The 20294-nt window shown below is 40.7% G+C and carries 20 protein-coding genes and 1 tRNA gene; 13 read left to right on the plus strand and 8 right to left on the minus strand.

The genetic code is table 11. The features are described 5' to 3' along the window. Positions 1 to 151: 151 nt before the first annotated feature. Both NDN13_RS00540 and map read right to left on the minus strand, forming a co-directional pair. The gene (locus tag NDN13_RS00540) at positions 152 to 1246 is read right to left on the minus strand and encodes an OmpW/AlkL family protein (protein ID WP_251116749.1); all 1095 of its coding nucleotides are present in this window, start codon (positions 1244 to 1246) and stop codon (positions 152 to 154) included. A 203-nt stretch (positions 1247 to 1449) separates the two neighbouring features. Next, entirely contained in the window at positions 1450 to 2274 is an 825-nt protein-coding gene (gene map / locus NDN13_RS00545) for a type I methionyl aminopeptidase (RefSeq protein ID WP_016540537.1), read from the minus strand. A gap of 234 nt (positions 2275 to 2508) precedes the next feature. Between map and rpsB the strand changes: the two genes are divergently transcribed. Both rpsB and tsf read left to right on the plus strand, forming a co-directional pair. Further along, the gene (rpsB, locus tag NDN13_RS00550) at positions 2509 to 3261 is read left to right on the plus strand and encodes a 30S ribosomal protein S2 (protein WP_004652723.1); all 753 of its coding nucleotides are present in this window, start codon (positions 2509 to 2511) and stop codon (positions 3259 to 3261) included. A gap of 138 nt (positions 3262 to 3399) precedes the next feature. After that, complete coding sequence (tsf, locus tag NDN13_RS00555; protein WP_251116750.1) at positions 3400 to 4275, plus strand: translation elongation factor Ts; 876 nt, start codon at positions 3400 to 3402, stop codon at positions 4273 to 4275. A gap of 99 nt (positions 4276 to 4374) precedes the next feature. On the opposite strand, the gene NDN13_RS00560 is transcribed toward tsf, so the two are convergent. The 5 genes from NDN13_RS00560 to NDN13_RS00580 all read right to left on the minus strand — a co-directional run bounded on the left by NDN13_RS00560 (position 4375) and on the right by NDN13_RS00580 (position 8299). Beyond that, on the minus strand, positions 4375 to 4848 hold the full coding sequence (locus NDN13_RS00560) for a copper resistance protein NlpE (RefSeq protein ID WP_251116751.1): 474 nt from the start codon (positions 4846 to 4848) through the stop codon (positions 4375 to 4377). A 108-nt stretch (positions 4849 to 4956) separates the two neighbouring features. Continuing rightward, positions 4957 to 5082, minus strand: a complete 126-nt coding sequence (gene ykgO, locus NDN13_RS00565; protein ID WP_251116752.1) for a type B 50S ribosomal protein L36 — start codon at positions 5080 to 5082, stop codon at positions 4957 to 4959. Positions 5083 to 5226: 144 nt separating this feature from the next. Further along, positions 5227 to 5302: transfer RNA gene (locus tag NDN13_RS00570), tRNA-Gly, on the minus strand. A 62-nt stretch (positions 5303 to 5364) separates the two neighbouring features. Continuing rightward, complete coding sequence (cysS, locus tag NDN13_RS00575) at positions 5365 to 6786, minus strand: cysteine--tRNA ligase (protein ID WP_251116753.1); 1422 nt, start codon at positions 6784 to 6786, stop codon at positions 5365 to 5367. A 106-nt stretch (positions 6787 to 6892) separates the two neighbouring features. Next, the gene (locus NDN13_RS00580) at positions 6893 to 8299 is read right to left on the minus strand and encodes a purine-cytosine permease family protein (RefSeq protein ID WP_251116754.1); all 1407 of its coding nucleotides are present in this window, start codon (positions 8297 to 8299) and stop codon (positions 6893 to 6895) included. A gap of 376 nt (positions 8300 to 8675) precedes the next feature. On the opposite strand from NDN13_RS00580, the gene NDN13_RS00585 reads away from it, so the two are divergent. From NDN13_RS00585 to NDN13_RS00635, 11 genes are all read left to right on the plus strand, one after another. Beyond that, positions 8676 to 9653: a KpsF/GutQ family sugar-phosphate isomerase gene (locus NDN13_RS00585; RefSeq protein WP_251116755.1), complete on the plus strand. Its 978-nt coding sequence runs from the start codon at positions 8676 to 8678 to the stop codon at positions 9651 to 9653. Between the two features lie 3 nt (positions 9654 to 9656). Further along, positions 9657 to 10196 carry a KdsC family phosphatase gene (locus NDN13_RS00590; RefSeq protein ID WP_004652730.1) on the plus strand — a complete coding sequence of 180 codons (540 nt, stop codon included), beginning with the start codon at positions 9657 to 9659 and terminating at the stop codon, positions 10194 to 10196. Positions 10197 to 10235: 39 nt separating this feature from the next. Next, positions 10236 to 10787: an LPS export ABC transporter periplasmic protein LptC gene (gene lptC / locus NDN13_RS00595; protein ID WP_251116756.1), complete on the plus strand. Its 552-nt coding sequence runs from the start codon at positions 10236 to 10238 to the stop codon at positions 10785 to 10787. Then, entirely contained in the window at positions 10771 to 11319 is a 549-nt protein-coding gene (lptA, locus tag NDN13_RS00600; protein ID WP_251116757.1) for a lipopolysaccharide transport periplasmic protein LptA, read from the plus strand. Before lptC ends, lptA begins: the two co-directional genes overlap by 17 nt. Then, entirely contained in the window at positions 11319 to 12065 is a 747-nt protein-coding gene (gene lptB, locus NDN13_RS00605) for an LPS export ABC transporter ATP-binding protein (RefSeq protein WP_004652734.1), read from the plus strand. The genes lptA and lptB overlap by 1 nt, the downstream gene beginning before the upstream one ends. Positions 12066 to 12409: 344 nt before the next feature. Continuing rightward, complete coding sequence (locus NDN13_RS00610) at positions 12410 to 13900, plus strand: TolC family protein (protein ID WP_251116758.1); 1491 nt, start codon at positions 12410 to 12412, stop codon at positions 13898 to 13900. Next, positions 13900 to 16023 (plus strand): type I secretion system permease/ATPase, encoded by a 2124-nt coding sequence (locus NDN13_RS00615; RefSeq protein WP_251118134.1) that lies wholly within the window; start codon positions 13900 to 13902, stop codon positions 16021 to 16023. Before NDN13_RS00610 ends, NDN13_RS00615 begins: the two co-directional genes overlap by 1 nt. A gap of 17 nt (positions 16024 to 16040) precedes the next feature. After that, positions 16041 to 17231, plus strand: coding sequence for an HlyD family type I secretion periplasmic adaptor subunit (locus NDN13_RS00620; RefSeq protein WP_016163106.1), 1191 nt, complete (start codon positions 16041 to 16043; stop codon positions 17229 to 17231). Between the two features lie 91 nt (positions 17232 to 17322). Continuing rightward, positions 17323 to 17925 carry an IMPACT family protein gene (locus tag NDN13_RS00625; RefSeq protein WP_251116759.1) on the plus strand — a complete coding sequence of 201 codons (603 nt, stop codon included), beginning with the start codon at positions 17323 to 17325 and terminating at the stop codon, positions 17923 to 17925. After that, entirely contained in the window at positions 17915 to 18532 is a 618-nt protein-coding gene (locus tag NDN13_RS00630; protein WP_251116760.1) for an acyltransferase, read from the plus strand. The genes NDN13_RS00625 and NDN13_RS00630 overlap by 11 nt, the downstream gene beginning before the upstream one ends. 106 nt (positions 18533 to 18638) lie before the next feature. After that, a complete protein-coding gene (locus NDN13_RS00635) occupies positions 18639 to 19481 on the plus strand; it encodes a universal stress protein (RefSeq protein WP_251116761.1) in 843 nt (280 codons plus the stop codon). A gap of 119 nt (positions 19482 to 19600) precedes the next feature. On the opposite strand, the gene NDN13_RS00640 is transcribed toward NDN13_RS00635, so the two are convergent. Next, a complete protein-coding gene (locus tag NDN13_RS00640) occupies positions 19601 to 20269 on the minus strand; it encodes an O-methyltransferase (protein ID WP_251116762.1) in 669 nt (222 codons plus the stop codon). Positions 20270 to 20294: the final 25 nt, after the last annotated feature.

Below are 20294 nucleotides of genomic sequence, written 5' to 3' on the forward strand. Positions count from 1 at the left end.
TTGGTATAAATGTGGGGTGGTAGATTGAAGGTGACTATGTTAGACAATCTTCTGAAAATTGCTTTCTCGTGGTGCGTGATTTTTGATCATGCTGCTTTGAAAGATTGCACAATAAAAAAGCAGCGAGTGCTGCTTTTTTATGAAATTAAATTTAGAAGCGGTAACCAACACCTGCATAACCTAAAATAGGGTTAATCTCGATATCTGTTTTTGCGCGAATGAGCTCTCCATATTTAGCATCATTCACTGTTATTGTTGCTTCTCCTGTAAGGTGTGCATATGAAACAGAACCAACGGCAAACCAACGATCATTGAAATCATAAGTAAAACCAGCAGTGGCAACAGGTGCAAATGCATCTGAAGCTTCTAATTTAACTTTTGGATCACCAGAGCTGGTCTTTTGATCCAAGGCTGCACCTGCTTTACCATCTTTAATATTGACAATCATATGTCCAGCATTGATTAGATCATTTTCGATTGCGGAATTGATTTTCAGCTCATTAAAATAAGCATACATTAGACCTAATCCAACATAGGGTCTGAATTTATTTACACCTGTTTTACCGAAATGATATTGGAGTTCAAAAGCTGGCGTCCATGCTCTAGCCGTTGCTGCTGTACCATGTGCTTCTAGGTCAGTAATGAAAATTTGTTTTTCTAAATCGATTGAAGGTAAATCTATCCCTCCAATAATAGGAAGTTCTATTGATGGATGTGCTGTAGCTGTTAATGGTGCGTAAATTTGTCCTTTACCTTGAATGTCGACCTTTGGTGGAATACCAGCTTTAACTTCAAGTGAAACATTATCAGTGAAGAAGTAATTTGTCATGATGCCAAGAGTCATTACATCATCTGCTTCTAATCCTGTACCTGGGTTATTCCATTCGTTTAGACCATAGATTTCGGCATTACCACTTAATGAACCAGGTAAGGTTTCTTGTCCCAAGCCATCTAAAAAATTAATGAAAGCTGTTGATAGGTTAGGGTCCATATCTTTAGATATACTGTCTTTAACGGTTTTTATTGAAACATCTCCAACTTTGGATTGTTCTCCGTTTGCGACAGCAGTGTTAACTTTGACGGGTTGTGCTTTACCTGTTGGTTTTACATACAAAGCACCTACGGAAACGGAAAAGCGTTTAAAACCATCTCCATCTTTTAAGCTGAAATAAGGTGAGTCTGCGAAAGCAAGTGTCGGTAGGGCACATACGCCTGTAATCAGGCAAGCGAATGATTTCTTCATCATTTGGGACTCCATGTCCAGAAGTTTGTTAGGATTTTTCTTGCGCCCACCATAACTCTTTTTTGCGCGAGCTTTGTTTAGTTAGAATTTATAATTGTTATGCTTATGAAAAAAATTGTTTGCTTTAAATAAATTGATGAAGGAATTGTGAAGAGATAAAAAAAGCCACCGAAGTGACTTTTTTAAAATAATTCAAAGATTATGAATTACATAAAGCGTGATAGGTCTTCTTCAGGGCGAGCGGTTAAAACTTCGATCCCTGTTTGTGTTACCAAAATCGTATGTTCATATTGAGCAGATAACTTGTGATCTTTTGTGACAACGGTCCACTTATCACCTAAAAGTTTAGTTTGCCAAACACCTGCGTTGACCATTGGTTCAATGGTAAAGGTCATGCCAGCCTCTAGACGCATACCCGTACCTTTTTGACCATAATGTAAAACTTGTGGTTCATCATGGAACACATTACCAATTCCGTGACCACAATATTCACGCACAACACTAAAGCGCTCAGATTCAACATATTGTTGAATGGCATAACCCACATCACCTAAATATGAGCCATCTTTTACCGTTGCCATACCGCGATACATGGCTTCTTGTGCCACTGAACATAAACGATTGGCAAGAATCGATGTTTCGCCACCAATGACATACATCATATTGGTATCGCCGTGATAGCCATCTTTAATCACAGTCACGTCAATATTCAGAATATCGCCATTTTTTAAGATTTTATTTTCAGAGGGAATTCCATGACAAACCACATGGTTAACCGACGTACAAATAGAATGTTGGAATGCAGGGCGGCCTGGTGCAGCACCATAGCCTACACATGCAGGAATTGCTTGTTGAACATTTTCAATATGATTGCGACAGATTGTATCGAGTTCTAGTGTGCTTACACCCGCTTTAATATGCGGTTTAATCATGTCTAGAACTTCAGCCGCCAATTTCCCTGCAACACGCATCTTTTCAATTTCTTCAGGTGTTTTGATTAATCGACGTGGGGCCGTATAAGTTGTATTCATGATCTCTAAAAACTTTTGGTAATTTGCAAGCGTCTATGGTATAAATAGCCGCCTATTTTATCAAATGCTTTTCGTGACTATCTTTTATTATTTATGAAAAGATTTTACGAAGATATCTGATAACAATAGTCGTAAAAAAATCCGCACATATATCGACACATTACTCTGGGTGCCTAGCAATAGGTGGAGAATGCGGATATATGGAGGCCTAACCCAAACTTTAAGGTAAAGAAAATGGCAGATTACAACGTAAGCATGCGCGACCTTCTTCAAGCAGGCGCACACTTTGGTCACCAAACTCGTTTCTGGAACCCAAAAATGCGTCAATACATTTTTGGCGCGCGTAACAAAATTCACATCATCAACCTTGAGCACACTGTTCCTGCGTTAAATGATGCTTTGAACTTTGTTAACAATCTTGCAAGCAAAAAGAACAAAGTATTGTTCGTTGGTACTAAACGTGCTGCTTCTAACATCATCCGTGAACAAGCTCAACGCGCTGGTCAACCATATGTAGATCACCGTTGGTTAGGTGGTATGTTGACGAACTGGAAAACACTTCGCCAATCTATCAACCGTTTAAAAGACCTTCAAACTCAATCTCAAGACGGTACTTTTGCTAAGCTTACTAAACGTGAAGCTTTAGAGCGTACTCGTGAGATGGAAAAACTTGAACGTGCTTTAGGCGGCGTTAAGAACATGGGTGGTTTACCTGACGCATTATTTGTAATCGACGTTGATCACGAAGCGATTGCAATCAAAGAAGCGAAAAACTTAGGTATTCCTGTAATCGGTATCGTTGATACAAACTCTAACCCAGACAACGTTGATTACGTTATTCCGGGTAACGACGATGCGATTCGTGCAGTAACTTTGTATGCTTCAGCTATGGCTGATGCGATTCTTGCTGGTAAAGAATACGCTCAATCACAAGCTAATGCACAAGCAAAAGGCGATGATGCTGCGAAAGACGCATCTGAGGCTTAATGCGTTTTGACGCAAGCTTGTCATTTTTGCGACATGTAATGGTGGCAAATTAAAGCGTCGAGAGTGCAAACGGCCCAGAGTTTCTTTGGGCCGTTTTTGTTGAACAGATTTATTTTCTACCGATTTTAGGAGATCAACATGACTGCAGTTACTGCGAGCATGGTAAAAGAATTACGTGACCGTACTGGTCTTGCAATGATGGAATGCAAAAAAGCATTAACAGAAGCAGGCGGTGACATCGAACTTGCGATTGATAACCTTCGTAAATCAGGTCAAGCAAAAGCTGCTAAAAAAGCAGGTAACATTGCTGCTGATGGTGCGATCACTATTATTCAAAACGGTAACAAAGCAATCCTTGTTGAAGTTAACTGTCAAACTGACTTCGTTGCTAAAGACGAAAACTTCAAAAACTTCTCTGATAAAGTTGCTGCTGCTGCACTTGCTGCTGGCGAAACTGATGCTGCAAAAATTGCTGAACTTAAGCTTGAAGACGGCGCGACTGTAGAAGAAGCTCGTGTTGCACTTGTTCAAAAAATCGGTGAGAACATTCAAGTTCGTCGTGCTCAAATCGTTGAAGGCGAAAACTTGGCTGTTTACAAACACGGTTTAAAAATCGGTGTTGTTGTTTCTTACACAGGTGATGCTGACACTGGTAAAGGTATTGCAATGCATGTTGCTGCGTTCAACCCAGTTGCTGTAAATGCTGAAGCTGTTCCAGCTGACTTGATCGCTAAAGAGAAAGAAATTGCTGAAGCGAAAGCGTTAGAATCTGGTAAGCCAGCGAACATCGTTGAGAAAATGGTAACGGGTTCAGTTGAAAAATACTTGAACGAAGTTGCGCTTGATCGTCAAATGTATGTTATCGATAACGACAAGAAAGTTGCTGATGTATTAAAAGCGACTGGTACTGTTGTAGCTCAGTTCGTTCGTTTCGAAGTGGGTGAAGGTATTGAGAAGAAAGCTGAAATGAGTTTTGCAGAAGAAGTTGCTGCTGCTCAAGCTGCTGCGAAGTAATTCGTATCTTCTAAAAAACCCAGTCATTTTGACTGGGTTTTTTATTGCCAGTGTAAAAAAGCCCACTATATTGAGTGGGCTTTTATTGGTAGGAATAACTTATTCAGCTTCTTTCTTGAGTTCGTATTTGTCAGCCAATTCGCCTGTAATCTCTTTGCCTTCCGTGTCGAGGGCTTTTAAGTAGCCTTCAGCAACAAAGTATTTGCGGCCATCACCGGCTTTGTCGAGTTCAATAATGGAGGTATTCTTGCTGTCAAAAGTAAAGCTACCTTTGCTTTCAAATGCTTTGCCATCACCTTTGCCAAGATAAGTCTCTTTGAGCTCGTAAGTTTTATCTAGATTAAGTTCAAGTTCGGTTTCAATTCCTTCGCAATCTGCGCAAGGAAGTACACCTTTATATGTGCCATTCCAATCCAATGAGTTCTCTGCGGTGTGTGCGCTATCAACAACTTCAGTGCTGCTTTCTGAGCTCGTTGCAGGTGGGGCTTGTTCATCAGTTTTTGGGGTTTCTGCTTTATTACATGCAACTAAAAAAATAGAAGCTAAAGAAATGGCGATAATTGATTTTTTCATCTTAGATATAACCTTGTGAAAACATTAATATCCAAGTTATTAGATTTTAAAAAGAAATGGTAGTAAGGGAATGTAAGGGTTATTTAATCTTTGGTAAAGCAAGACAAGTTAACCTTGTCTTGCTTTGAAGCGAGGATTGGATTTGCAAATCACAAATAACTTGCCGCGACGTTTTACAATCTGGCAATCGGCACTGCGGCGTTTACCACTTTTAAGAGATGAGCAGACTTTCATTTTAATTCTCGATAATTGATGTAATGTTATAATATTGCATTTGATTTGTGTTGTAAAGTTTGTCTCATTGTGGAGGGCTTAAATGAAGGTGTGGATTTTGGAAATAAAAAAGCCCTTATCTTTCGATAAGGGCTTTTTTTAATCTGGAGCGGGAAAGGAGACTCGAACTCCCGACCCCAACCTTGGCAAGGTTATGCTCTACCAACTGAGCTATTCCCGCAATAGGACGCATTATAGAGAGTTTCATTCAAGTGTCAACTCTTTATAATGCTGAGTGTTTAATTAATCAGCACGTCGCCAGATTGTCCCTTGACGCGTATCTTCTAAAACCACACCTTGATCGAGTAAAGACTGGCGAATGCCATCAGCTTGAGCAAAGTCTTTGGCTTTTTTCGCATCAACACGTTGTTGAATAAAACTTTCAATTTCAGCATCGGAAAGGCTAAGTGCTTCCTGACCAATATCTGATTTGAGGAACTCATCCACATCATGCTGAACCAAGCCAAGAATGTTGGTTAAATGACGCAGAGTAGAGTAAAGCGTTGTCGCTTGTTCCGCTTGCTCTTCTTTCACCGCGCGATTAAGTTCTTTATTCAGTTCGAACAATACTGCCATTGCTTCAGCGGTATTGAAATCATCACACATCGCATTGTTAAAGCGTTCAATAAAGTTTTGCTCTAATGTCTCAACCGTTGTTTGACCATACACCTGTTGATAGGCTTTAAATGAATGATAAAAACGGCTTAGCGCAGTTTTTGCTTCTTTTAAGGCCACATCAGAGAAGTTGACTGGGCTGCGGTAATGCGAAGACACAATGAAGTAGCGAATCACTTCGGGATGGAATTTCTCCATCACATCGCGAATGGTAAAGAAGTTGCCTAAAGATTTAGACATTTTCTCGCCATCAACATTGATGAAACCAACATGCATCCAATAATTGACATATTGTTCACCCGTTGATGCTTCACTTTGTGCGATTTCATTTTCATGGTGTGGGAACATCAGATCTGAACCACCCCCATGAATATCGAAATGGTTGCCTAGGCAGCAAGTCGACATTGCAGAGCATTCGATATGCCAACCTGGGCGGCCATTGCCCCAAGGTGAAGCCCACGCAGGTTCATTTGCTTTGGCATGTTTCCACAGTACAAAGTCAAAGGGATGTTTCTTTTCAACTTCAACATCCACACGCTCAGATGCACCCGCTTGCATATCATCCAATTTACGACCAGATAAACGACCGTATTTATTGAACTTGCTCACCTCAAAATAAACATCGCCATTGCTAGCAGGGTAGGCAGCCCCTTTATCAACCAAGGTGCCGATCATATTTTGCATTTGATCAATATATTCAGTTGCTTTAGGTGCTTCATCGGGTTCAGCACACCCTAAGTTAGCCGCATCTTCATTCATTGCCTGAATAAAACGAGCAGTGAGTTGTTGAATGCTTTCACCATTTTCATTGGCACGCGCAATGATTTTGTCATCAATATCGGTAATGTTGCGAATATAGCGAACTTTCCAGCCTTGGCTGCGCAGAAAGCGAATGATGTAGTCAAATGCAACCATAACCCGAGCGTGCCCGATATGACAGTAATCGTAAACCGTCATACCACAGACATACATATCGATTTGACCTTCTTTACGTGGGACAAATTCAACTTTTTTACGTTGCTCAGAGTTATATAGAACAAAAGGTTGCATAAGGGTTTTCAAACACTCTACAAAAATCGTTATTCATCATAACGTATGCACCATATTTCATAAAGTTATCAGTAGAAAAAAGATGGCTTTCATTTGCAATATTTCTTTATTCAAAACCAATTTGACTCGCTGTTCGAAGTTGAACTTTTTTTGCAAAATAATAATAAATCACAGCCGTTGCCAGAATACCGACCAACCAAGAGATATCAATACCACCTAACATGGTTGCGATGTGACCCGTGTAAACTTTACTATGAATAAACGGAAGTTGTAGTAACACACCCATGATATAACAGCCAATGCCGATAAGGTTCCACCGCCCATATTTCCCATCTGGATCATATAAGGCATCAACATCACATTCTTCTTTAGAGATGAAATAGTAGTCTACGAGGTTAATTGCACTCCAAGGAATGAAGAAGGTGAGTAGGAATAGAATGAATGCTTTAAAGCTGTTTAAAAAAGTATGTTCACCAGCAATTGCGATGATTGTAGAAATGGCGACCATTGCAAGTACAATACCTAAACGCGTCATTCTTGAAATTTGATAGTGCGGTTTGAAGCTATTCCAAATGGTCGCAATACACATGAAACAACCGTAGGCGTTAAGCGTCGATAGAGTGACTTTGCCAAAGGCAATACTGAAATATAAAAAAGTAATCACCAGTGCAACTGCATTCATACCAACGACATATTGCACTTCATTTCCGACAAAGCCGCCTTGCGAAATCTGTGCAATCAAGACACCCAAGGTCATGGAAATTTGCGAACTGAGGAGTGAACCTAAACCAACAGCCAGAAAGACGCGAGTCGAAGAGGTGTTTGAGGGAAGGTATCTAGAATAATCGGCTACATAAGGGCCAAATGAAATTTGCCAAGAAGCAGAAAGAGAAATTGCCAATAAAAATGAGGACCAGCTAAATTTCTGAACGGCAATTAATGCTGAAAAATTTGAATGAGTTAAAATCTGAGCCAAAATAATAACAAAGGCAATAATACCAATAATGCTTGCAACTTTCCCCACCCAGTGGATTAATCGATAACCAATGGTGGCGAAGATTACAATAAAAGCTGCATAGATTAAAATTCCAGTGCTATTGCTGACATTGATGAGTTGTGCAATTGCTTTACCTGCAAGGACTTCCCCCGTGGCTGTAAACCCAATGTACATTAAGCAAACTAAGAAAATCGGAATGCAGGCACCATACACACCAAATTGAACGCGACTTGAAATCATTTGAGGCAGGCCGAGTTTAGGACCTTGTGCTGCATGCAATGCCATTACAATGGCACCAAAGCATTGCCCAATCAATAAACCAATAATCGACCAGAATACATCACCACCCAGTACAACGGCCAAAGCACCTGTGACGATTGCTGTGATTTGTAAATTAGCACCAAACCACAGCGTAAATTGACCGAAAACACTGCCATGTCTTTCGTGTTCTGGAATGAAATCAATACTTCGGTTTTCAATAAATTGATGTTGTTCTTTCTCATCCAATGAGTTCATCTTTTACTCCGCATCCTTGAAGCACTTATCGTCATAAAAAATACCTAATTGAGTACTTAGGTATGGTCATGTATGATCTTATTTGTATATGTATATACAACTTGAATTAATAATAAGCAAGTTTTTTCTATCAAGTCTAGAAGGGGGGACGATTAAGGATGAATGTAGATCTGCCTAACTAAATTAGGATTCAATATATGGGTGTTTAGCCCAAATATAATGAGTCTTATTTCATACGTTATCTCTTCATTTTTCATGAAAACTTATACATTTAGAAACGTGTAATATTTGCAGATATGCTAGAATCTCCATCATTCTTTTGATTAAAATCATCTACCGTACAGGTGGATAGAGTATTATTTTGAGTCAAACTCATATGTCACAAACCATAGATTTCCAAAAAAGCGCATTAGAAACGTTGCGTGTCGAACAACAAGCGATTGAAGTTCTTGCTGCCCAGATTAATGAGCGTTTTGACCTTGCATGTGAGATCCTGTTGCAATGTCAAGGACGTGTTGTTGTGACAGGGATGGGTAAATCGGGGCATATTGGTCGTAAAATGGCGGCTACCTTTGCATCGACAGGAACGCCATCCTTCTTTATGCATCCTGGTGAAGCAGGTCATGGGGATCTGGGCATGTTGGTGCGTGGAGATGTATTGATCGCGATTTCAAACTCAGGTAAGAGCGATGAAATCATGATGTTAATGCCGCTGATCAAGCATTTAGGTGTACCTTTAATTACCATTAGTCGTGATGATAAGGGACCAATGCCACAAAATGCGGATGTTGCCTTGACATTGGGTCAAGCAGATGAAGCTTGTCCCTTAGGTCTAGCACCAACCTCAAGCACCACTGCGACTTTGGTGTTGGGTGATGCTTTGGCTGTAGCACTGTTAGAAGCGCGTGGTTTTACGGCAGATGATTTTGCCCGTTCACATCCGGCAGGTGCTTTAGGTAAACGTTTACTTTTGCATGTCAAGCACTTGATGCATACAGGTGCAGAGTTACCTAAAGTTCGACCAGATACGCCAATGAACAAAGTATTATATGAAATTTCTGACAAGCGTCTGGGTTTAACCACCGTTGTGGATGAAAATGATACTTTATTGGGTATTTTTACCGACGGTGACTTACGTCGTATGATCGACCAGCAACAAGGTTTTGATGTGAATTTACCCGTGTCTGCAGTCATGACTAAAAACCCATTGACGATTTCTCAGGAAGCTCGTGCGGTGAAAGCTTTAGAAAAAATGCATGAGAAAAAAGTCAATCAATTTGTAGTTGTTGATGACGCCAATAAAGTCATTGGTGTGATTAGTATGCATGACCTCATTCAGGCAGGAGTAAATTAAGCCATGGCATCTTATGCTTTACAAGAACAAGCTCGTCATTTACAAGCCCTTGTGCTTGATGTGGATGGGATCTTAAGCGATGGCTTTGTCACTTTAACCAATTCAGGCGATGAGATTAAATCATTTGATATTCGTGATGGCTTGGGCATGAAACTGGTTCAGCAAGCAGGAATGAAAGTGATTATTATCACTGGGCGGAAAAGTAATATTGTTGAAAAACGCATGTCTGATCTTGGCGTAGATTTGGTGTTTCAAGGACGTGAAGATAAAGGCGTGGCATTGCGTGAAGCTTGTGCACAACTGGGTCTTTTACCTGAAGATTGTATCTATATGGGTGATGATTGGCCTGATTTATCTGCCTTTGCTATTGCAGGCATGAAAGTTACTGTGCCAAACGGCCATGAAGAGGTACGCCGTCGTGCGAATCTAGTTACCCAAGCAATGGGTGGTCGTGGTGCGGTGCGTGAAGTCTGCGATATGTTGTTGATGGCAAAAGGTGTTTACCAAGAACTGCTTGAAAAATATCTTGCTGTACCACATTAATATAGTGTTGATTCGCTCAAAGGTTAGGTAACCCTGTTTATGGATACCAAAGTTTTATATGTTGTTGCTGTAGTGGTCGCTACTGTGAGTGGTGGTTATTACTATTACAGCGGCAAAGCAAAAAAGTTGGATGTTGATTCAGCCAAGAATATGACCTATTCAGCGCAAGGTGTGCATTTAACCCAGACCGATGAACAGGGTAATTTGTATATTCGTGCTCAAGTCAAACAGCTAGAACAAAATATGCAACAAAAAACCTCTCAGCTTGATCAACTAAATGCAGTGATGTACAAACAGGGCAAACCTGATGCAACATTTTATGCCAAGCAAGCACAAGGTTATGATGATAATACAAAAGTTGTTTTGCTCGGTGATGTTGTTGCAACGAAATTGTCTGATCAGGGTAATAAAATGGAGTTTCATACCGATGAACTCACGGGTTATCCAAAAACAAGAGAGCTTGAAACACAACATGAGGTCACGGTGCAATCACCATCAGCTCAGTTTGTGAGTCAAGGCCTCAAGGCTAATTTAAATAATGGTCAATATGAATTTTATAAAATTCGAGGAAAGTATGCGCCAAGCTCTTAATTCTAAATCTCGTTCTACTTTCCTGAAACAAGCCACTTGTGCTGCTGTGCTTGCGTTATCTGCTGCTGCAAGTTTTGCTTTGCCCTCAGATCGTAATCAACAGCTTTCTTTAGTCGCTGATCGCGCAACCTATAATGATAAAACAGGTGTAACCACCTACACGGGCAATGTCGTGATTGAGCAAGGTACGATGAAGCTACAGGCGGATTCAATTGTTGCAAATTTAAATAGCAAGAAAGAGATTCAAATCATTACTGCAAAGGGCCAGCTTGCAAAATTTCAGCAGCAAATGGATGCGAATAAAGGCTTAGCTCGCGGTGAAGCACAAACCATCGTCTATAATGCAGATACGGGTATTATTACTTTAACAGGTAAGGCTTATCTGTATCAGGATGGCTCAAGCATTCGAGGTAACAGCCTAAAATATAGTATGAACAAAGGGGATGTAGAAGCACAAGGTTCTTCAACCAATCGCGTGCAAATCATTATTCCACCTTCAAGTTCAAAAAGTTTCCCAGGGGCGCGTGATTAATGGAGCAATCAGTGCAGCAGCCACAAACGCTTTGTATCAAGCATTTGGCTAAAAACTATAGTAAACGTTGGGTTGTGAAAGATGTTTCTTTTACAATGCAAAGTGGACAGATTGTGGGCCTGCTCGGGCCAAATGGCGCAGGTAAAACCACAAGCTTCTATATGGTCGTTGGTCTTGTTCGCATGGACAAAGGTGAAATTCACTTAGACAATCTGGATTTGTCTGATCTTGCGATGCATGAACGTGCTCGTAAAGGCATTGGCTATTTACCGCAAGAAGCCTCAATCTTTAGAAAGCTGACCATTGCCGAAAACATTATGGCAATTTTAGAAACACGTAAAGATTTAAATAAACAGCAGCGTCAACAACGCCTCAATGAATTATTGAGTGATTTTAAAATTAATCACATCAAGGACTCCTTGGGCATGAGTGTATCGGGTGGCGAGCGTCGTCGTGCTGAAATTGCACGTGCTTTGGCTGCTGATCCGAAGTTTATGTTGCTGGATGAACCTTTTGCGGGGGTTGATCCAATTTCTGTTGGCGATATTAAAGATATTATTCAAACACTCAAAGATCGTGGCATTGGCGTGCTGATTACCGATCATAACGTTCGTGAGACCTTAGCCATTTGTGAGAAAGCTTATATTGTGAGTGAGGGCTCTGTGATTGCAGAAGGCACACCGCAAGAAATTCTGGATAATGAGCAAGTCCGTAAAGTATATCTAGGGGATGATTTTGTTGTTTAGTCAGCAAAATTTGTATTTAAGAAAAGAACCGAGAGGTTCTTTTTTTATGCGGAAATAAATGATGGGTGGTGAAATATTGATCTGTGAAGGGGCTAGTTTGATATTTATTTGGCTAATTGATTGATAAATATTTATTTTATCTATTCCATTACCAAGGCATAATCTATTAAAATGTGAACTGTTTTACAAAAATATACATATATCTAGCGATGAAATTATGTGCGGAACGTAGTGTTTTTTATAAAAAAATGCTTAAAATGAAAATGCTGAAATGATAACAATACGAAAAAAATATGAACTTGCACAACGATATAAAAGTGAATAATGGAACATGGAAAAAAAGTATGGATTTTAAGTGGTTACTCTATGTAGCAACACTGTCTGTGCCAATGACACATGCAACACCACCGAGTGAACAGTATCACACTTTAAAGAACAATATTTCTAAGCTTTTTGTCCCAAAAAGTAGTGATGAGTTCAAAGTGGCACAAATGCAGAAATTGAGTAATTTTTCTGTAGATACTTCGTTGGGAAGTGATTTGCCTGTGGTTGGGTCAGGTCGCCCCCAAGTCGATACGGTTCCAGCAGCTTTTTGGCAGAACCAACGCAAAGTGCTTACAGATGCGGTACAGATTGCAGTACAGCGTAATCCTGAAATTTCTCAAGGCATTGCCGCATTAGCTTCACAAAATGCCAATATTGATGTCGCCAAATCCGGTTATTATCCACAGATTGGTGGTGGGGTCAGCACAGGGGATTTAGGTAAAAAAAGTACTCGCGGGCAGCAGTTGCTGACATTGAGTGCAACGCAAATGCTGTACGACTTTGGCAAAGTAAAAACGGGTGTTGATGTCGAAAAAGCCAAAGTTTTGGTTGGTCAAGCCAATGTATTGGTCAAGATTGATGATATTTCCTTAGATGCCGCACAGACGATTATCAATATTCAGCGTTATCAAAAACTGATCCAGATTGCGAATCAGCAAATCGCAGGGATTAAACGTATCCAAGAGATGGCGAATTTGCGTGCCAATGCGGGGATTAGTAGTCAAGCGGATCCGATACAAGCACAGTCTTATTTGCAATCAGCACAATCTGCGATGATCGCGCAACAATCTTTACTGAGCCAATATCAGCAGCATTTGTATACATTATTGGGTTTTGATACACGAAATGTACAATGGGCAATTTCAGAAGACTACGTAAAACAATCAGATTTATATGCTGCACCACAGTTCAATACCATTCCGCAAATGATTGCAGCACAAGCTGGGATTGAAGTTGCGCGTAATCAAAAATTACAGACACAGGTGAGTAATTATCCGACACTAGCTGTAAAAGGTGAACTGAGTCAAGCTTTGCACGGCAGAAACCCAAGCAATGATAAAGAAGGTGGGTTTGATAGTGCCATCATGTTTGAAGCCAGTAGTCAGTTTTATCAGGGTGGAGCAACCGCCTCAAAAACTCGGGCAGCTAGTTTTGCTGAAGAGGCAGCAAAAGCACAGGTCAATGCTGTGTATTTAAAAGTGTTGGATCAAATTCGGACCAGCCGTGAACAAATCGAAAATAAGCAACGCCAAATGCAGGTTTTGGCAGGGCAACAAGCAACAACAATACGAACTAGAGAACTTTACCAAGAACAATATAAGTTAGGGACACGGACTTTGGTTGACCTGCTCAATGCAGAACAGGCAATTCATAGTGCGAATTCAGAAGCAGAAACGGCACGTTATGACATTTACAGCAGTATTGCACAATATATTGCTGCGACTGGACGTTCTCGCCAAGCCTATGACCTCAATAATATAAAAATCCAAGGATTTGAGGTACAACCATGATGACTACAAAAATAAATTATCAGCCTTGGTTACAGGCCATACTAACGATTGCAAAACATTATCGCATTGAACCTTCTGAGGAACGGATTCGTTTACAGCTTGACTGGAACCAGAATCAAAATCTCGATGAAGTCTTGGTTTTGATTAGTCGACAGGTTGGTTTGAATGTTAGACGGGTTGCTTTCAGTGATGATGTGATTAACCCTTGGCGTTTACCTGTACTGGTGGAATTAGCGGATGGTCAAGTTGGTGTTATTGATAAAGCAGACGGTTCAGGCCATGTCAGTGTTCAACTGAGTGGGGATCAAGGTTTATCGCAAAAGTTTGCAGTAGGCGCATTGAAACATATTATTAAAAATGTGTATGTACTTCGCCCAGAACAGTCGGTACCTGATGCGCGTATCGATGAGTATATCAAACCGTATGAACCAAGCTGGTTCTGGTCAATTGTATTACAGGATTGGAAACGTTATATCGACATCATGTTGGCATCGATGATTGCCAATATTTTGGCTTTAGCCACAATTATTTTCTCGATGCAAGTCTACGACCGTGTAGTTCCATCGCAGTCCATTCCTACACTCTGGGTGCTTGCGGGTGGTGTATTGATTGCCGCTATCTTTGAATTTGTATTAAGACTTTCTCGGGTCTATATTTCGGACATTATTGGTAAACGGGCAGATTTACGGATCTCTGATCGTGTCTTTGGTCATGCATTAAGAATCAAAAATAGTGAACGTTCTAAGTCAACAGGTACCTTTATTTCTCAAATCCGTGAGTTGGAAGGTGTTCGTGATCTGGTGACGTCGACCACAATGGGAGCAATTGCCGATTTACCTTTCTTTTTCTTATTCCTGATTATTTTTGCAATTATTGGTGGCAATCTCTTCTGGGTGATGCTGCTGGTGGTTCCTTTAATGATTTTGCCTGCAATTTTAGCCCAGAATAAATTGGCACAACTTGCACAAGAAGGGATGCGTGAATCTTCAATTCGTAATGCCATTTTGGTTGAAGCAGTACAAGGTATTGAAGACATTAAGTTATTGCGTGCAGAGTCTCGTTTCCAGAATCAATGGAATCATATGAATGAAGTGTCTGCTGATATCAGTATGCAGCAGCGCAAGATCGTAGGTGTACTGACTGCATGGACACAAAAGATTCAGGGCTTGACATATGCTGCTGTCATTCTAGTGGGATGTTTTGCAGTCATGAAAGGCGATATGACCACTGGTGCGTTGGTGGCCTGTTCGATTTTATCTTCACGTATGCTTGCGCCAATTTCACAGATCACAGGGATTCTGGGACGTTTGCAACAGGCAAAAGTCGCGAAGAAAAGCCTAGACGAGTTAATGCAGAAGCCGGTAGATCAACCAGATCAAGCGCATTTAGTACACAAAGAAGTGTTGCATGGCGATTATGAGCTGAAAAAAGTGGTGTTCCAATATACGGAAGATGACCCACGCCCAAGTCTAGTGATTCCACAACTTAAGATTCGTGCGGGTGAACGTATTGCGATTTTGGGGCGCAATGGTGCGGGTAAATCGACTTTATTACAGATTTTATCGGCAATGCAGTTCCCGAATTCTGGTTCGGTGTATTTGGATGATTTGGATATTAGTCTGATTGATCCTGCCGATGTACGTCGTGATATGGGCTTACTTAATCAGAATGCACATTTATTTTATGGCACTATTCGTGAAAACCTGACGCTTGGCGCACCTTTAGCACGTGATGAAGATATTCTTAAAGCTTTAAAAGTAACCGGTGCATTGAGTTTTGTGCATGAAAAGAAAGAAGGCCTAGATCATTTGGTCTTGGAAGGTGGTGTGGGCTTTTCTGGGGGACAACGACAAGCCTTATTGTTGGCGCGCTTATTGATTCGTCAGCCGAATATCTTATTGCTGGATGAACCAACTGCTGCCATTGATGATGTGGCCGAAAAGCAATTGATTGATCACTTAAAGACTTGGCTTGGCTATCGGACTTTAGTTGTTGCAACGCATCGACGTGCTGTTTTGGAATTGGTAGATCGAATTATTGTCATGAATGAAGGCAAGATCGTCATGGATGGACCTGTAGATCAAGTTTTACAACAATCAACGATAAAACAAAAAATAGTTTAATACTTTGAGGAAATTTTATGAGTGAACAACAACAGAACAGCAGTCGTCCCATGAACGTAACCTATAATGAACCAAAGTTACCTCGTTCGACGCTTGTTGTTTGGATGATTGGGATTGGTTTACTTTCACTCTTAATCTGGGCATGGTTATTTAATCTGGAAGAAGTTTCAACAGGTACGGGGAAAGTGATTCCTTCTTCAAAAGAGCAAATTATTCAGTCGCTTGAAGGGGGGATTTTAACTAAACTTGATGTCAATGAAGGCGATGTGGTTGAAAAGGGACAAATCCTAGCTCAACTTGATCCTACACGTTTTGCCTCGAATGTTGGGGAGTCAAAGTCCTTACTGATTTCTGCACAGGCTACCGCAGCACGTTTACGTGCTGAAGTGACGGGTTCTCCATTAAGTTTTCCTGAAGATGTGCAAAAGAGTCCTAAATTGGTACAAGAAGAAACCGCATTGTATTTATCCCGCCGTGCCAATCTAGAGCAGTCCATTGAAGGCTATGAACAAGCTGCAAAACTGGTACGACAAGAACTGGCCATGACTGAGCCATTGGTTGCCAAAGGGGCGGCCAGTGAGGTTGAAGTCTTGCGTTTAAAGCGGGAAGCCAATGATCTAAACAATAAAATCAACGATACACGCAACCAATATTATGTCAAAGCACGAGAGGAGTTGTCTAAGGCAAATACCGATATTCAAACTCAGCAACAGATTGTGAATGGTCGAAATGACAGTTTAGAACGCGCAGTGTTTAAAGCACCTGTACGTGGCGTTGTGAAAGAAATTGATGTTACGACTTTAGGTGGTGTGATTCCTCAAAATGGTAAGTTAATGACCATTGTTCCTTTGGAAGATAAGCTATTGATTGAGGCGCGTATTTCACCAAGAGACATTGCTTTTATTCGTCCTGGTCAGGAGGCCTTGGTTAAAATCACGGCTTATGATTATTCAATCTATGGTGGTTTGGATGGTAAAGTGACTGTAATTTCACCAGATACCATTCGTGATGAGGTCAAGCAAGATCAGTTCTATTATCGTGTTTATATTCGGACTGATTCAGACCGCTTATATAATAAGGCGGGTAAAGCCTTTAGCATCACACCGGGTATGGTGGCAACCGTGGATATTCGTACAGGGCAAAAAACCATTATGGATTACTTGTTGAAACCGTTTAATAAAGCCAAAGAAGCATTGCGTGAACGCTAACTTGTGCTGATTGAAAACCTCGCTTGATGCGAGGTTTTTTATTTGGGTGCTAAAAAGCTATAATCGCGTTTTAAATTTTTATTCATGTTCTATGCCATTCACCCTTGCCAGTTCGGTAACTTTTGAAGAAGACATTAAAAAAAGTCGCTTCCAAGCGATTGCAGCAGTTGTTGAAAATGAACAGCAAGTTAAAGATTTTCTGGAACAGCACAAAGATCTATCAACGACCCATCAATGTTGGGCGTGGAAGATTGGCCATCAGGTTCGCTTCAATGATGATGGTGAGCCTTCTGGTACAGCAGGCCGTCCAATTCTTGCAACAATTGAAGGCAACGAACTGACCAATGTCATTGTGCTTGTCAATCGTTGGTATGGTGGTATCAAGTTAGGAACAGGTGGGTTGGTCCGTGCTTATGGTGGCTGTGCTGGACAATGTCTGCTTTTGGCTGAAAAAATAGAACTAATTGAAAAGAAAGACGTTCAATTTACCTGTCTGTTCAACGAATGGGCAATTATTCAATATGAATTGATGCAGCAACAGATTGAGTATCAGGAAAGCTATACCGATATAGGGGTTGCGATTCAAGCACGATTACAAGTGCATCAAATTGAACCGTTACGATTGAAATTACAAGATGTGAGTCGAGGACGTGAATTGCTTAAAGTCATAGAGGCACAAGAACATGACACATGATCCTTTATTAAAATACCGCGAGCAACATAAGCAACGCTTGAACTATATGCCTTGGCTGTATTGGTCTTTGAAGCCGAAGCATCGCGAATGGGTTGAAGCATGGCAAGCCGAGTACCAAGCCTATTTGATGGATATGGAAACAGTTGAAATCGGTCAAAACTGCTTTATTTCACCCTTGGCTCATATTTTTGCTGAACGTGGTCGCAAGATCAGTATCGGAGATAATACCTTTATTGCTGCAGATTGCACTTTGCACGGACCTTTAGAAATTGGTAATGAAGTGGCAATTAACCATCATTGTATTTTGGATGGCGGTCGTACCGGGATTAAGTTGCATGATCAAGTTCGAATCGCGGCTTATAGTCATCTATATGCATTTGATCATGGCATGGAAATGGATCGTCCAATTTATCAACAACCCGTTACGTCTAAAGGCATTGAGATTGGTCGTGATGTGTGGCTAGGCGCTCATGTCGGGGTCAAGGATGGAATTAAAATTGGCGATCATGCGGTGGTGGGAATGAACAGTATGGTGACCAAAGATGTTGAGGATTATGCTGTGGTGGCAGGGAATCCTGCAAAATTAATTCGTTACCGAAGCGAATAAAAAAGCGTATGAGATTCGATACATAAATTTAACCCACCATGCTTTTATCTATGTTAAGTTAAAAATAAGTAGAAGACCTAAGGTATATACCTAGAGAGAGGCGAAAATGAACCGTGTAATTGCATGTATTGATTCTTCACCCTGCATTGATGCTGTTGCTGAAGCGGCAGTATGGGTTGCGAAACAAACGCAAAGAGAGTTGGTATTGTTGCAAATCTTGGACTATTACCCAGCTAGCTACCATTTAGGTGAAATCAGTGGCGTGATTGGCTTTGAAAGTAATGCCATGCTACTTAAAGAACTCGCAGAGTTGGAACAAAAACAGAGTGAGTTAGCACTCGATTATAGTAATAATTTGCTGAAACACATTTCTGAGTTGATCGAAAAACAATACGGTCTAAGCAGTACCAAGATTCAGGAAAAAGGCGACTTTCTTGAGCAAAGCTTTAATCTTCTCAATGAAAATGATGTGGTGATTATCGGTCGAGTGGGTGAGCGTGCTGCTGAGAAGAACAAGCCGATTGGCAGTAATGTTGAAAACTTTATTCGTGGTGCAAATTGTACGGTTATTACCGTTGGGGAACATTTCCAGCCACCGAAACGCTTTATCTTTGCTTATGAATATTCGCCAACCTGCCAAAAGATGCTGCAACGGATTGCACAAAGTGACCTGTTAAAAAAACTGCAATGTCACTTGCTGTATGTAGGTGATCATCCAGAAATGTTGGCGGAACCTGAAAAGTATTTGACTGATGCCGGTCTGGAAGTTGTTTCAGTCTATCGTTATGGTGATGTAGCCCAAAATATTCTTGAATATCAAAGAGAACACGATATTCAATTGATTGTATTAGGTGCATTTAGCCACAGTAAAATTCATCAATTTTTCTTGGGTAGTATCACCACAACCATTTTCCGCAATGCCAATGTGCCACTATTAGTTGCTAAGTGATTCATTTTGTTCCATATAGTTATCCGCAATTACTGTGGATAACTATATGGAAAAGCAGAGCAGATAAATATAATGTCTTGATATTGAACGACTAAAATTAATAGGTTGTTTTTTGATCTCTATTTTACAATGGCAATGGCGAAACCATCATGGCCTTTCGAGCCGACTGTTTGTAAAGCTGTACAAGAGAGCAGTTGCGGGTGCTCTTTCAATGCTGTGAAAGCTTCACGAATCCCTTCAATACTCGGTTTTTTGTTATTTTGATCCAGAATCGCACCTGCACGAATCACATTATCCAAGACGATAATGGTCCCTGAGTGTGACAGCTTGAGGCTGAGTTCGAAATATTCACGGTAACTTTGTTTATCGGCATCAATAAAGATCAAATCAAATGCTTCGCTGCCTTCAGCAATCAGCTGATTCATGATATCTGCACCACGGCCTTTTTTGAGTTCGATATTCGTTGGCATATTGGCATAATCAATGTTTTCTTGTGCGATGAGTACATGAGTATCACGTCCTTCTACCGTCAATAGATAACCATCTTCAGGCAAGGCTTTGGCAAGCCAAATGGTACTGTAAGCACCGAAGGTTCCGAGTTCTAATACCCGTTTGCATTGATTCATCTGAATCAACATTTGCAAAAACATGCCTTGATTGGGTGCAACAGCCAAATGATTAGAAAAGCCCTGAGTATCAGTATTATCTAATGCATGTTGAAGTCTAGGGTCTGTGGGAATTAAATGTGAATTGATATAGTCATCAATCTCGGTCCACATCTGTTGCATAATCAAGTTTACCTACCAATTTGTT

Source organism: Acinetobacter sp. C32I, from assembly GCF_023702715.1.
GTDB lineage: Bacteria > Pseudomonadota > Gammaproteobacteria > Pseudomonadales > Moraxellaceae > Acinetobacter.

Coding starts and splice junctions, on each gene's coding strand:
- NDN13_RS00540 (WP_251116749.1), bottom strand. CDS start 1,246: ATGATGAAGAAATCATTCGCTTGCCTGATTACAGGCGTATGTGCCCTA.
- map (WP_016540537.1), bottom strand. CDS start 2,274: ATGAATACAACTTATACGGCCCCACGTCGATTAATCAAAACACCTGAA.
- rpsB (WP_004652723.1), top strand. CDS start 2,509: ATGGCAGATTACAACGTAAGCATGCGCGACCTTCTTCAAGCAGGCGCA.
- tsf (WP_251116750.1), top strand. CDS start 3,400: ATGACTGCAGTTACTGCGAGCATGGTAAAAGAATTACGTGACCGTACT.
- NDN13_RS00560 (WP_251116751.1), bottom strand. CDS start 4,848: ATGAAAAAATCAATTATCGCCATTTCTTTAGCTTCTATTTTTTTAGTT.
- ykgO (WP_251116752.1), bottom strand. CDS start 5,082: ATGAAAGTCTGCTCATCTCTTAAAAGTGGTAAACGCCGCAGTGCCGAT.
- cysS (WP_251116753.1), bottom strand. CDS start 6,786: ATGCAACCTTTTGTTCTATATAACTCTGAGCAACGTAAAAAAGTTGAA.
- NDN13_RS00580 (WP_251116754.1), bottom strand. CDS start 8,299: ATGAACTCATTGGATGAGAAAGAACAACATCAATTTATTGAAAACCGA.
- NDN13_RS00585 (WP_251116755.1), top strand. CDS start 8,676: ATGTCACAAACCATAGATTTCCAAAAAAGCGCATTAGAAACGTTGCGT.
- NDN13_RS00590 (WP_004652730.1), top strand. CDS start 9,657: ATGGCATCTTATGCTTTACAAGAACAAGCTCGTCATTTACAAGCCCTT.
- lptC (WP_251116756.1), top strand. CDS start 10,236: ATGGATACCAAAGTTTTATATGTTGTTGCTGTAGTGGTCGCTACTGTG.
- lptA (WP_251116757.1), top strand. CDS start 10,771: ATGCGCCAAGCTCTTAATTCTAAATCTCGTTCTACTTTCCTGAAACAA.
- lptB (WP_004652734.1), top strand. CDS start 11,319: ATGGAGCAATCAGTGCAGCAGCCACAAACGCTTTGTATCAAGCATTTG.
- NDN13_RS00610 (WP_251116758.1), top strand. CDS start 12,410: ATGGATTTTAAGTGGTTACTCTATGTAGCAACACTGTCTGTGCCAATG.
- NDN13_RS00615 (WP_251118134.1), top strand. CDS start 13,900: ATGACTACAAAAATAAATTATCAGCCTTGGTTACAGGCCATACTAACG.
- NDN13_RS00620 (WP_016163106.1), top strand. CDS start 16,041: ATGAGTGAACAACAACAGAACAGCAGTCGTCCCATGAACGTAACCTAT.
- NDN13_RS00625 (WP_251116759.1), top strand. CDS start 17,323: ATGCCATTCACCCTTGCCAGTTCGGTAACTTTTGAAGAAGACATTAAA.
- NDN13_RS00630 (WP_251116760.1), top strand. CDS start 17,915: ATGACACATGATCCTTTATTAAAATACCGCGAGCAACATAAGCAACGC.
- NDN13_RS00635 (WP_251116761.1), top strand. CDS start 18,639: ATGAACCGTGTAATTGCATGTATTGATTCTTCACCCTGCATTGATGCT.
- NDN13_RS00640 (WP_251116762.1), bottom strand. CDS start 20,269: ATGCAACAGATGTGGACCGAGATTGATGACTATATCAATTCACATTTA.